We start from the raw sequence: 11,802 nt of genomic DNA on the forward strand, positions 1-11,802 counted from the left end.
CGGTGGCCGGTTCCATGCGTGGCCGTCGTAGTGATGGACCGTTCACTCGGCCATATCGGGACGGCATCCGCTAGACGCGCTACTTACTGCGGTTCGCCGTGAGTACGCAGCTTGGTGATGACTCCTGCGATGGAGACGATGGCCCAGACGCCCTCCAGGAGTAGGAATCCCCATTGCTGTTCTTGGAGTGCCAGGACTGCGAGCGTCGCGGAGCCGACCAGGTTGAGTACGAGGTAAGTCCAGGAATCGTGCTTCAGGCGGCGCGTTTGGGTGGCGACGAATGCGCTGAGGATCAGCAGAGATCCAGCGATCTGGACGATTTGTTCGAACATGACGATGCGCCTCTTTCGGATCGTCGTCTTGTCGTTCCGGGTGCGGCGTGTCTCGTCCGGGCGCACCCACTGTCGGCTGCCCTGCCGTTCTCCCACGGCGTCGCCGCGCTGTCTGAGAGATCGCAGGGCAGATGGCATACACACTGCATCGCGGCTGGATGAGCCGCGGCATGCGTGAGGGCGGGCGGCCTATCGGGTGCCTGCCGTGTGTTGCAGTCGTTCGAGTCGCGAGTGCCAGTCCTGCTGTAGGCGGGGCAGGAATCGTGCGTCCAGGTGCCAGTGGACGACGTCGACGCGGATCAGGTTCGCGTCGCGGTGGATGGCGAGTTCGAGTCGGGTGTCGAGTGGTTGGGGCTCTCCGGGCCATGTGATGCGCCATTGGTAGATGACCCAGCCGGCGGGGCGCTGATCGAGGGCGAGTGCGGTGATGTGCCGGCCGTCGGCGTCGGCGTGGAGTATCTGGCCGGCGTCGGTGCGGGCGATGCGGGCCGTGGTGGCGAGCCAGTGCGTGAGCAGCACGGGGTCGGTGAAGTGGCTGAACACGGCCGCCGGGTCCGCGTCGACGGTTGTGCTGGCGCGTAGCTCAGTGTCCATCGGGCACGCCTGCGGTGAGTTCGGCGAACACCTCGTCTGCTTCGGTCGAGCGGGACACCGCGGCCGCTTGTCCTGCCCACAGTGAGAGCAGCTCGCCATGGTTCTGGCGGGCGGCTTCGGTGCGGAACTGGCCGGTGAGCCAGTTCTGTGCGGGGAACCGGGCGATCGCCCGCTGATCTTCGATTGTGCTGGTGGCGCGGTTGGGGATGCCGCGGGCCAGGCGGCCGCTCATCGCCCGGGTCAGCATGGTGCCGTGCGCGGGGCTGTGGCTGATCGCCTGCCGGTGCGCGTCGGGGGCGGCGGACTGCCGGGTGCGCAGGAAGGCGGTGCCGACCTGGACGCCGGAGGCGCCGAGTGCAAAGGCGGCGGCAACTCCGCGGCGGTCGCCGATCCCGCCGGCCGCGACGACGGGAATCGTGACGGCGTCGACGACCTGCGGTACGAGCGCGATCGTGCCGACCAGGGACTGTTCGGCCGGGGCGAGGAAGGAGACCCGGTGGCCGGCGGCCTCGAAGCCGGTCGCGACGATCGCGTCGGCGCCGCTGGCTTCGAGTGCGACCGCCTCCTCGGCGGTCGTGGCGGTGCCGATCACCCGGATCCCGAGGCTGTGGGCGCGGTCGAGGAACCAGGCCGGGGGCACGCCGTAGACGAGGCTCACCGCGGCGGGCCGCGTCTCGAGCACGGTTTCGAGCTGCTCGTCGATGTCGGGCAGGAACCGGGCCGGCACCGGCGGGACGTCGATGCCGAGCTCGACGAAGAACGGGGCCACGGCGCCGATCGCGGCGTCCAGGTCGGCGTCGATCGGGTCGACTTCGTCCCCGGTCGGCAGCCATAGGTTCACGGCGAACGGGTTCGCGGTCGCCGCGCGCAGCGCCTGCACCGTCTCGCGGATGCGCTCCGGGGTATAGCCATACAGGCCGTAGGAGCCGAGGCCGCCGAGGCCGCTGACCGCGGCGGTCAGCTCCACCGAGGACAGCCCACCGAAGGGGCCGAGCACGATCGGCGTCTGAATGCCGAGCAGTTCCTCCAGCCGTCTAGTCCCGCTCATTCGCGTGCTCCTGTCGGTTCGGGGTGGGGATGCCGCACCGCCAGCAGGCCTCCGCATCAGGCGAGGTGAGCGCGCCGCAGTCCGGGCAGACTCGGTCCAGCCAGCACACCGCCTCCCCGCCCTCGGCGGCCGCCTCGGTCATCGCGCGTGCTCCTGGAGGACGTCGCGGAGCACGATCGCGTGGTTGATCTGCGGGTCGCGCGCCGCATAGAGGAGCGTCGCGGGCGGGTGGTCGCGCAGCAGCGCGCCCAGTTCCTCGAGCGTCGGGTTGTCGGTGAGTTCGGCACGGTAGCGGTCGGTGAACGCTGCGAAGCGGGCCGGGTCGTGGTCCCACCAGGTGCGCAGGCCGGGGCTTGGGGCGATCTGCTTGCACCACAGGTCAAGGCGGGCGCGTTGCCGGCTCAGTCCTCGCGGCCAGAGCCGGTCGACCAGCACCCGGAAGCCGTCGCCGGGCTCGGGGGCGTCGTAGACCCGCTTGAGGCGCAGGCCCTCGGTCACGATGCGCCCCCTCCGTTGGTGCGAGTAGGCTCTGAATAAACAGGAGACTACTCCGGTTTATTGGAGGTAGACGGATCATGACGGCGGCCCTGGGCGTGCAGATCGCGGCGGTGTTCACCTGGCTCGGGATGGTGCTGGCGATCTCGTTCCTGGAGGCGCCGCTGAAGTTCCGTGCCCCTGGCATCACGATCCCGCTCGGGGTCGGCATCGGCCGGCTCGTGTTCCGAGCGCTGAACATCGCCGAGGCCGTCCTGTGGCTCGCCGTCCTCGCCGGAGTGCTGGTGAGCGCGGCCGACGCATCGCCGGCGCAGCTCGCCTTGGTCGTCGCGGTCGGCGTCGCCCTCGGGCTCGGCGCGCTCGTGCTGCGGCCGCTGATGGACCGCAAGGTCCGCACCGAAGGATCGGCCGACCATGCACCCCGCACCGGCCTGCACCTGGGCTACATCGCTCTCGAAGTCGTCAAGGTCGGGCTGCTCATCGCCCTCGGCGTTCTCCTGTTGGCCTCATGACCGAGCATTCCGAACCGAGCAGGGCAGCGACCGAGGTCGGGGCGGCGCGTGTGGTGATCCGTCCGAGCATCCTCTACGTGGGCACCCCGGTGATGCTGATCGCCTCGCGAAACCCGGACGGCACCGCGAACCTGGCCGCCGCGTCCTCGTATTGGGCGCTCGGGCAGATGCTCGTGATCGGCCTGGAGGACGGCGGTCAGACCATCGACAACGTCCTCGCCCTACCGGAGCTGACCGTCAGCTTCCCCCAGCCGGAGTTGTGGGAGGCGGTCGAGGCGATCGGCGACACCACCGGCAAGAACCCCGTACCGGCCTCGAAGGCGCCTCGTTACCGGCATGTCGCCGACAAGTTCGCCGCCGCGGGCCTCACCCCGCGCGCATCGGAGACGGTGACCCCGCCGCGGGTGGCCGAGTGCGTGCTGCAGTTGGAGGCCGTCGTCCGCCGAGTCACTCCGGGGCTCGGCGAGTATCACCTGGTCGAGGCCGAGGTCACCCGTGTGCATGCCGCGCCGGAAATCGTGGTGCCGGGCACCGAGCACATCGACCCGCGTGCCTGGCGGCCGATGATCTACTCCTTCCGGCACTACTTCGGCCTCGGCGCCGAGCACGGCCACCGCCCCACCAGCGATATCGCGGGGCGCACGCCGTGAGGGATCTCGCGGATCGCACGGACGTCGCTGAGCTCGTGACCGGGTTCTACCGGGCGGCGTTCGCTGACCCGCTGCTGGGGCCGATCTTCACCGAGGTCGCGAAGCTGGATCTGGAGCGCCACCTGCCGATCATGTGCGACTTCTGGGAGACCGTGTTGTTCCGCGCCGACCGCTATCACCGCAACGCGCTCCAGCTCCACCTCGTCCTCCACGCACGGCATCCGCTCACCGCCGAGCACTTCGACCGGTGGCTGGAACTGTGGAACCAGGCCCTCGACGACCGGTTCGCCGGCCCGGTCGCCGAACACGCCAAGGTGCAGGCCGACCGCATCGCCGCCTCGATGCTGCGACGCCTGGCCGGGCGCTCCGGCAGCGCCTTCGAGACCATCACCCGCCGCCCCGACCAGGAGCCTGCCGATGCCCGCATCAACCCGTGAACCCTCGCTCGTCTGCGCCGAGACCGAGCTGCGCACCGGCCAGCCCATACGGAAGGTCATCGACGGTCAGGCGATCCTGATCGTCCGCGACGACACCGGAGTCATCCGCGCGGTCGACGACACCTGCACCCACGCCCAGATCTCCCTGGCCGACGGCTTCATCGAGGGCCGCACCGTGGAGTGCTGGGCCCACGGGGCACGCTTCGACCTCGCCACCGGCCAGGCACTGACCCTGCCCGCCGACCGCCCCCTGACGACCCGCCGCATCGAAGTCCACGACGGGATGATCTATGTCACCTGAGCAGAACGAGCACCGCCCCGAACGGCACCGTGCCGCGTCGCCCTCCGCGGCCGGCCGCCAAGTCCTCGACGAACTGCATGCCGCCAACGCCCCCCTCGACGCTGCAGCCGTGGCGGAGCGGCTCGGCGTCCACGTCACGACCGCCCGATTCCACCTCGACCGCCTGGCCGACGCCGGCCTCGCCCACCGCCGCACCGGCAGCGAGACGCGGCGCGGACGCCCCCGGATCCTCTACACCCCGGCCGGCGCCGAGCGAGATGAGGAGTCCCGCGAACAGCTCATCCACGTCCTCGCCAGCGCCCTCGCAGCAGACGACACCGCCAGCACCGAGTCCGTCGACGCCGGCCGCCGCTGGGCCGACAGCTTCGACCCACTCACTGACACCGACCCCGCAGCAGGACTCGTCGACGTCCTCGACCGGCTCGGCTTCGACCCCGACCCCCACGAACAGCAGATCCGGCTGCGCGCCTGCCCGTTCCGCGACGCCGCCCGCGAGCACCCTCAGGTGGTGTGCGCCGTCCACCGCGGACTCATCGAACAGCTTCTCGAACCGAGCGGCACCCGTTCCCGCCTCGTCCCCTTCGCCGAGCCCGACCTCTGTCTCGTCACCCTCGAACCCGCCCTCGCCGCGTCCCGGTAGCGTCGGAACCCGTGTGCCGCGAGCCGGCCCATATGCCGCACCCGCGGCAGCGCACCACCGAAATGGAGTCCCACCGTGCCCGTACTGGATGAGTCCCTGACGCCGGTCTTCGAGGAGGTCGTGCGCCGCAACCCCGGCGAGGCCGAGTTCCACCAGGCCGTCCGCGAGGTCCTGGAGAGCCTCGGCCCGGTCGTGGCCAAGCACCCCGAGTACGCGGACGCCGAGATCATCCGGCGGCTGTGCGAGCCGGAGCGGCAGATCATCTTCCGCGTCCCGTGGACCGACGACGCCGGCCGGGTCCAGCTCAACCGCGGCTTCCGCGTCCAGTTCAACTCCGCGCTCGGCCCCTACAAAGGCGGCCTGCGCTTCCACCCGTCCGTCTACCTCGGCATCGTGAAGTTCCTCGGCTTCGAGCAGATCTTCAAGAACGCCCTCACCGGCATGCCGATCGGCGGCGCGAAAGGCGGCAGCGATTTCGACCCGAAGGGACGCTCGAGCGCCGAGGTGATGCGGTTCTGCCAGTCCTTCATGACCGAGCTGTCCCGCCACATCGGCGAGTACACCGACGTGCCAGCAGGCGACATCGGCGTCGGCGGCCGCGAGATCGGCTACCTGTTCGGCCAGTACAAGCGCATCGCCAATCGCTATGAGTCCGGCGTACTCACCGGCAAGGGCCTGACCTGGGGCGGCTCCCAGGTGCGCACCGAGGCCACCGGCTACGGCACCGTCTACTTCGTGGACGAGATGCTACGCGACGCCGGCGACGTCCTGGACGGCAAGCGAGTGGTCGTCTCCGGCTCCGGCAACGTCGCGATCTACGCGATCGAGAAGGCCCAGCAACTCGGCGCCATCGTGGTCGCCTGCTCCGACTCCGACGGCTACGTCGTCGATGAAACGGGGATCGACCTGGAACTGCTCAAGGAGATCAAGAACGGTCACCGCGGCCGCGTCAGCGACTACGCCCAGCATCGCTCCGACACCCGCTTCATCCCCGGCGGGTCGATCTGGGACGTGCCCTGCAAGATCGCGCTGCCCTGCGCGACCCAGAACGAGCTCGACGCCACCGGCGCCGCGGCGCTGATCCGGGGCGGCACCCGCATCGTGGCCGAAGGCGCGAACATGCCAACCACACCCGAGGCGATCCGCGCACTCCGTGAGGCCGGCGTCCTGTTCGCGCCCGGCAAGGCCGTGAACGCCGGCGGCGTCGCCACCAGCGCACTCGAGATGCAGCAGAACGCCTCCCGCGACTCCTGGACCTTCGAGTACACCGACGAGCGCCTCGGCGAGATCATGCGCTCCATCCACGACCGCTGCCTGGAGACCGCGGATACCTACGGAAAGCCCGGCGACTACGTCGCCGGAGCCAACATCGCCGGCTTCACCCAAGTCGCCGACGCCATGCTCGCCCTCGGTCTCATTTGAGCCTCGGACGTCTCCGACTGGGTTTCGTGACAGTCGTACGTTGAACGCCCGCGCCGCAGCAGGCTGGCCGGGAAACCTTCATCGGATGAGCGGTCACCGGACGGCCACGGCGAGAAACCTACGCGCTCACCCGAAAATCACCCCGAGGGCGGATTCCGAGGTCCAAGAGGGCCGCGGCGATCCCGAAGAATCAGGGGAATCGGCCTCCCGACCGCGTTCACACGGAAGAGGTCATCAGTTCGAGTCTGGTATCGCCCACCACATTCGGCATCATCGGCGCCTCTCGGCGTCCCATCCGTAACGGCGGCGCAGTGCGTTGGCGACGAGCACGAAGCGATCGAGATCCAGCGCCGCCGCCTCACGACGCATGCCCCGACGGTGCACACTGTAGAGCTGCTCGATGTCGACCCAGGATGCTCTCCCTCGCCCATCCCACGGCCCTGAGCCGATCGCGATGTAGCCTCCCTCGCCGTCGTGCGGTTGGCTGGTCAGTCGTACGGCATAGACGTGATCGGCGTCCTGGCGCCCGATCACGAGGACTGGCCGATCCTTGCCTCGCCCGTCGCCTTCGGCGTAAGGCACCCAGGTCCACACGATCTCGCCGGCGTCAGCGTCCCCGTCGGCGTCGGGCGCGTAGCTGATCTTCAGTCCGTGTGCGCCGGGTGGCGCGATCAGCCGTGTCCGGATGGCGAGCGGCGGTACACCCGGTGAGGCATCCCGACTCGCTCTCACACGCCGCGGGGAGGTAATCGCGCGGGCAACCCTGTGGACGAACGAGGACAGCCGATTCACGAAGTCACCCTAGCCGCCGCCGACGCGAACAGCGGTGGGGCGCCGCGACTACGTCGCGACGCCCCACCGCTGTGTGAAGACAGCTGAAGCTTACTTCTCGACTGTCTCGTACGCGTAGCCGTCTTCGCCGTGGACCGACACGTCCACACCGGCGAGCTCGTCCTCGTTCTTGATGCGGAAACCGATCGTCTTCTCGATCGCGAAGCCGAGGATCCAGGCGACGACGAAGGAGTAGACGAGCACGCCCACCGCGGCAATGAGCTGCAGCACGATCTGCTCATAGTTCCCACCCACGAACAGACCGGTCTCCGTCGCGAAGAACCCGAGGTAGAGGGTACCGACGAGACCACCGACGAGGTGGACGCCGACCACGTCGAGCGAGTCGTCGTAGCCGAGCTTCCACTTCAGCTCGATGGCGAAGGCGCAGATGACACCAGTGACCAGACCGAGGAGGAGAGCCCAACCCGGCGTGAGGCTCGCACAAGCCGGCGTGATCGCAACCAGACCGGCAACCGCGCCAGACGCAGCACCCACGGAGGTCGCCTTGCCATCCTTGAACTTCTCGACGATCAGCCAACCGATGATGGCGGCCGCGGTAGCGCCGAGCGTGTTCACAATGATGAGGCCTACTGTCGAGTCCTCGGTTCCGAGCAGGTTGAAGGTACCCTCAGCACCCGCGTTGAATCCGAACCAGCCGAACCACAGGATCGAAGCCCCGAGCATGACCAGCGGCACGCTGTGCGGCTTGTTGATGCCCTTCTGGAATCCGATGCGCTTGCCGAGAACCAGCGCGAGAGCGAGGGCCGCAGCACCGGCGTTGATGTGAACGGCAGTACCACCCGCGTAGTCGATAACGCTCGTCGAGAAGCCCAGGGTTTCGCCGAGGCCCATGATCCAGCCACCGCCCCAGACCCACGCGGCGACGGGGAAGTAGACCACGGTTGCCCACACGCCGGCGAAGATCATCCACGATCCGAACCGCGCGCGGTCAGCGATCGCACCCGAGATCAGCGCGACGGTGATGATGGCGAAGGTGGCCCCGAAGGTCGCCCCGACCAGGGTGTCGCTGCTTGCGCCGCCCAGACCGAAGTCCGAGAACGGGTTGCCTGCGAACTCCCAGGTGCTCGAGACGGCGGACATGTTGAAGCCGTACAGGATCCAGAGAACGCTCACGAGACCAAGCGCCCCGAAGCTCATCATCATCATGCTGACGACGCTCTTGGCCTTGACAAGGCCTCCATAGAAGAACGCCACACCCGGCGTCATAAAGAGCACCAGGGCCGTCGCGGCGACGGACCAGGCGAGATTTCCAGCATCCATTGAGAATCCTCAATTCGTGTCGTGTGTCAAAAGCTGCACCGACGCGGGTAGTCGGGCACTTGCGGAGCCAGTCTCGCGCCGACCGGTTTCGACCAGAGGGTGCCCCGTGTTTCACGTCTGTTACACGACCGACGCTCAGGTAAACATCAGGTTTCGGGCGACCCCGAGGTCGCCACGAACTTCACGCGAGCGTCGATGCGACCAGGCGCGAGATGGCCCGGAGATACTTCTTGCGATACCCACCGGCCAGCATTGCCTCCGGAAACACCCGGTCCAGGGTGATGCCGGTGGCCCGAATCGGTATCTGCGCGTCATAGATGCGGTCGACGAGAGCGACGAACCTCAGCGCTGCGGACTGATCGGTGAACGCCGACACGTCACGCAGACCCACCAACGACACCCCCTCGATGAGACGGATGTACCGGGAAGGGTGCACGCGCGCCAACTGAGCGACCACATCGTCGAAGGCGTCGTCGCTGACCAGTGCCTCGCCGGATGCCGATTCGATTGCCGCTTCGTAGTCGGCAGCCTCCAGGGCCACCGCGTGTCCGTCTACGTCGCGGTGACGGTAGTCGGTGCCGTCGATCCGTATGGTCTGGAAACTCTCGGCCATCGCGTGGATCTCACGCAGGAAGTCCTGCGCCGCGAATCGCCCCTCACCGAGCGCATTGGGTGGGGTGTTCGATGTCGCCGCCAGCCGGGTTCCCGTGGCGACCAGCTCGCCCAGCAGACGCGTCATGACCATCGTGTCGCCGGGATCATCGAGTTCGAACTCGTCGATGCACAGAAGGTCGGCGCCGGTGAAGAGTTTGACGACGTTCTGGTAGCCCAGGGCCCCGACCAGCGCCGTGTACTCGATGAACGATCCGAAGTACTTCCGCCGCACCGGCATCGCATGGTAGATCGCGGCGAGCAAGTGCGTCTTGCCGACCCCGAACCCGCCGTCGAGGTACACGCCGGGCTTCAGTTCGGGCTGCTTAGGACGGCGCCGGAACAGCCCCCCGCGCGGCGCGTCGGGTCGTCCACCGGCAAAGGCGATGAGCATCTCCTTCGCCTCCTGCTGTGACGGGAAGGCCGGGTCGGCGCGGTACGACTCGAAAGACGCGTGCGCGAACTGCGGCGGAGGCGTGAGTGACGCCACCATCTGGTCGCCGGAGAGTTCGGGAGAACGCGTTGCGAGGTGGACGATGCCGGTGGGGCCGGATGCTGGCATGGGTTGCTTCCGCGGCGGAGACGGATGCGGGCTGGCCGCGTGCCGCCTAGAGTCAGGGGGGCGGGAGGACCCTCCTACCTTACGCGGGCTGTCGCCGCGCCCCGCGCACCCGAAGACTCCCCCGACCGAACTCCCGTGGGCACAGAGAGGATCTCTCCATGATCGTGACCGAGCTGTCTCCCCGAAGCCTCGACACGATCGACATCGATGCCGATCGTGATGCAGCACGCGCGTGGATCGCCGCGCGCTACGGGTCGGCGGAGGCGGAGACTGTGCGGCTGAACATGATCACCTCCCTCACCGGGTCCGCCGTCGGCGGTGACGGCACCAGCGAGACGCTCACCGGAGGAGCGGACCGGCTAATTCTCAGCGCCATCCGCGCGGCGGCGGATGCCGTGATCGTCGGGGCGCAGACAGTTCGCGCCGAGAGCTACCTTCTCCCCCGGTCCGCCACTCTTGCGGTCGTGACGCGCTCTGGCTCACTCGAGGGGTTGCGAGTCTCGGACGAGGCGGGCCAGCGCCTCATCGTCCTGTGTCCCGCGTCACGGACGGAGCAGGTCGAAGCCTCAGTCGCTCACCTTTCCGCCGAGGTCGTCGGACTGCCCGCCGATGAAACGACACCGCAGCAGATCGTCGACGCTCTCCGAGACCGAGGCCTTCGTCGCCTCGTGTGCGAGGGTGGACCGTCGCTGGCTCGACAGTTCGCGGAGTCGGGGATCATCGACGAGTACTGCATCACTGTCGCGCCCGCGCTGACGCCCGCCGATCATCCGTTTCTGGGGATCAACGACGCCGTCGAGACGGAGATCGCGGGTCACCTCGTCGACGACACGGGGTTCACGTATCTGCGTCTGCGCGCTCGCTGACGAACCCGTGGTGTGTCAGCCACCGCGTGATCCTGCCCGTCCAGCGCTCTTGGTCGTAGTTCCACAGCTTCGTGTGGCGGGCGACACTGAAGACGTCGAGGTCCACGAGGTCGGGGCGTGCAACCACCAGATCGTGGGAAGCATCCGAGGGGACGAACCCGTCATCGTCGCTGTGGAGAATGAGAATCGGATGCCGCAGCTCCGCCGCACGGGCAAGCACATCGAGGCGTCGGAAGGGGATCGCAGCGCCGGCGCCGGTGAGGGCCGTCGCCCAGTCGGCACCGAGGACGGTGATCGCCAGGCGCGTGACAGCCGGAGGCAGCTTGATGAGCCGCGCTTGGTAATCGAGCACGATGCGCCAATCGACGACCGGTGAGTCGAGAACGAGGCCGACGATGAGATCGCGATGGGCCGAGTTCAGGGCGAGCTGCAGTGCGATCGCTCCTCCCATGGACCACCCCATGATGATGACTCGCTTCGCCCCCCGGCGGCGGGCGAAGCCGACAGCGGCGTCGACGTCGCGCCACTCGGTGGCTCCGAGCGTGTAGGTGCCGGAGCGGCTGCGGGGCGCCTCGCCGTCGTTGCGATACGAGACGACCAGCGAGGTGATACCAAGCCCGTGGAAGATCGGCACGGCGCGCAGGCACTCCGCGCGAGTGGTGCCGCGCCCGTGCACCTGGATCACCCAGATGTCCCCCTCACCGGCGGGGAACAACCACGCGGGGCAGGGACCGAGTGCGGAGCCGACGAGCTCGGGGCTGAAGGGCAGATGCAGTTCCTCGGGGCGCTCGTAGTACCACCCGCTGAATGCGGCATCCCTGACGATCCGAGCCTGAGGACCGACGTGAGTGAGGAGCTTCCGCTTGACGGTGTCGGTTGTCTCCGACAGCACGGATCCGAGTTTGAGGTAGCGCTCGGTGCCCGTCGTGAACAGGCCATACCGGCCAGCGAGTTCGGTGTCGGGAGTGCGCGTCAGCGTGATGGTCTGGGCAGAGGTATCAAGTTCGAGGATGCGGCAATCGGGGATGCGCGCTGCCGGCGTGACCACCTTCCTCGCCATTCGGACGGCGATCCCGCCCCACAGCGCGAGGACAGCGCCGAGGGCCAGCGAGATCACCGCAAGGGCCGCCTTGACGACAACGACGTACTGTGGGGAGGCGGCGCGCCTGGACTCGACCAT

The 11,802-nt window shown here is 68.2% G+C and carries 15 protein-coding genes; 7 read left to right on the forward strand and 8 right to left on the reverse strand.

Translation table 11 applies throughout. The features are described 5' to 3' along the window. Nucleotides 1–83: 83 nt before the first annotated feature. From LL236_RS10885 to LL236_RS10900, 4 genes are all read right to left on the reverse strand, one after another. Nucleotides 84–332 carry a CBU_0592 family membrane protein gene (locus tag LL236_RS10885; protein ID WP_228178796.1) on the reverse strand — a complete coding sequence of 83 codons (249 nt, stop codon included), beginning with the start codon at nucleotides 330–332 and terminating at the stop codon, nucleotides 84–86. Between the two features lie 189 nt (nucleotides 333–521). Then, entirely contained in the window at nucleotides 522–926 is a 405-nt protein-coding gene (locus LL236_RS10890) for a hypothetical protein (RefSeq protein WP_228178799.1), read from the reverse strand. After that, nucleotides 916–1,974 (reverse strand): NAD(P)H-dependent flavin oxidoreductase, encoded by a 1,059-nt coding sequence (locus LL236_RS10895; RefSeq protein ID WP_228178801.1) that lies wholly within the window; start codon nucleotides 1,972–1,974, stop codon nucleotides 916–918. Before LL236_RS10895 ends, LL236_RS10890 begins: the two co-directional genes overlap by 11 nt. Nucleotides 1,975–2,112: 138 nt before the next feature. Next, nucleotides 2,113–2,472: a DUF488 domain-containing protein gene (locus LL236_RS10900; protein ID WP_228178803.1), complete on the reverse strand. Its 360-nt coding sequence runs from the start codon at nucleotides 2,470–2,472 to the stop codon at nucleotides 2,113–2,115. A 77-nt stretch (nucleotides 2,473–2,549) separates the two neighbouring features. On the opposite strand from LL236_RS10900, the gene LL236_RS10905 reads away from it, so the two are divergent. The 6 genes from LL236_RS10905 (at nucleotide 2,550) to gdhA (ending at nucleotide 6,431) form a co-directional block, all read left to right on the forward strand. Then, nucleotides 2,550–2,981, forward strand: coding sequence for a hypothetical protein (locus LL236_RS10905; protein ID WP_228178805.1), 432 nt, complete (start codon nucleotides 2,550–2,552; stop codon nucleotides 2,979–2,981). Next, complete coding sequence (locus LL236_RS10910; protein ID WP_228178806.1) at nucleotides 2,978–3,631, forward strand: flavin reductase family protein; 654 nt, start codon at nucleotides 2,978–2,980, stop codon at nucleotides 3,629–3,631. Before LL236_RS10905 ends, LL236_RS10910 begins: the two co-directional genes overlap by 4 nt. Beyond that, nucleotides 3,628–4,068, forward strand: coding sequence for a group III truncated hemoglobin (locus LL236_RS10915; protein WP_228178807.1), 441 nt, complete (start codon nucleotides 3,628–3,630; stop codon nucleotides 4,066–4,068). The genes LL236_RS10910 and LL236_RS10915 overlap by 4 nt, the downstream gene beginning before the upstream one ends. Continuing rightward, nucleotides 4,049–4,369, forward strand: a complete 321-nt coding sequence (locus tag LL236_RS10920; RefSeq protein ID WP_228178808.1) for a non-heme iron oxygenase ferredoxin subunit — start codon at nucleotides 4,049–4,051, stop codon at nucleotides 4,367–4,369. The genes LL236_RS10915 and LL236_RS10920 overlap by 20 nt, the downstream gene beginning before the upstream one ends. Further along, on the forward strand, nucleotides 4,359–5,009 hold the full coding sequence (locus LL236_RS10925) for a helix-turn-helix transcriptional regulator (protein ID WP_228178809.1): 651 nt from the start codon (nucleotides 4,359–4,361) through the stop codon (nucleotides 5,007–5,009). The genes LL236_RS10920 and LL236_RS10925 overlap by 11 nt, the downstream gene beginning before the upstream one ends. Nucleotides 5,010–5,084: 75 nt before the next feature. After that, a complete protein-coding gene (gene gdhA / locus LL236_RS10930) occupies nucleotides 5,085–6,431 on the forward strand; it encodes an NADP-specific glutamate dehydrogenase (RefSeq protein WP_228178810.1) in 1,347 nt (448 codons plus the stop codon). Between the two features lie 270 nt (nucleotides 6,432–6,701). On the opposite strand, the gene LL236_RS10935 is transcribed toward gdhA, so the two are convergent. The 3 genes from LL236_RS10935 to zapE form a co-directional block, all read right to left on the reverse strand. After that, nucleotides 6,702–7,214, reverse strand: coding sequence for a type II toxin-antitoxin system PemK/MazF family toxin (locus LL236_RS10935; RefSeq protein ID WP_267189783.1), 513 nt, complete (start codon nucleotides 7,212–7,214; stop codon nucleotides 6,702–6,704). Nucleotides 7,215–7,313: 99 nt separating this feature from the next. Continuing rightward, nucleotides 7,314–8,543 (reverse strand): ammonium transporter, encoded by a 1,230-nt coding sequence (locus LL236_RS10940; protein WP_228178813.1) that lies wholly within the window; start codon nucleotides 8,541–8,543, stop codon nucleotides 7,314–7,316. Nucleotides 8,544–8,724: 181 nt separating this feature from the next. Continuing rightward, a complete protein-coding gene (gene zapE, locus LL236_RS10945) occupies nucleotides 8,725–9,756 on the reverse strand; it encodes a cell division protein ZapE (protein WP_228178814.1) in 1,032 nt (343 codons plus the stop codon). A 158-nt stretch (nucleotides 9,757–9,914) separates the two neighbouring features. Here zapE and LL236_RS10950 point away from each other — a divergent pair, with 158 nt between their 5' ends. Continuing rightward, nucleotides 9,915–10,622: a dihydrofolate reductase family protein gene (locus LL236_RS10950; protein WP_228178815.1), complete on the forward strand. Its 708-nt coding sequence runs from the start codon at nucleotides 9,915–9,917 to the stop codon at nucleotides 10,620–10,622. On the opposite strand, the gene LL236_RS10955 is transcribed toward LL236_RS10950, so the two are convergent. Further along, nucleotides 10,594–11,802 carry an alpha/beta hydrolase family protein gene (locus LL236_RS10955; RefSeq protein ID WP_228178816.1) on the reverse strand — a complete coding sequence of 403 codons (1,209 nt, stop codon included), beginning with the start codon at nucleotides 11,800–11,802 and terminating at the stop codon, nucleotides 10,594–10,596. The two genes, LL236_RS10950 and LL236_RS10955, sit on opposite strands and share 29 nt — an antisense overlap.

The sequence above is a fragment of the Microbacterium schleiferi genome, assembly GCF_020781975.1.
Classification (GTDB): domain Bacteria; phylum Actinomycetota; class Actinomycetes; order Actinomycetales; family Microbacteriaceae; genus Microbacterium.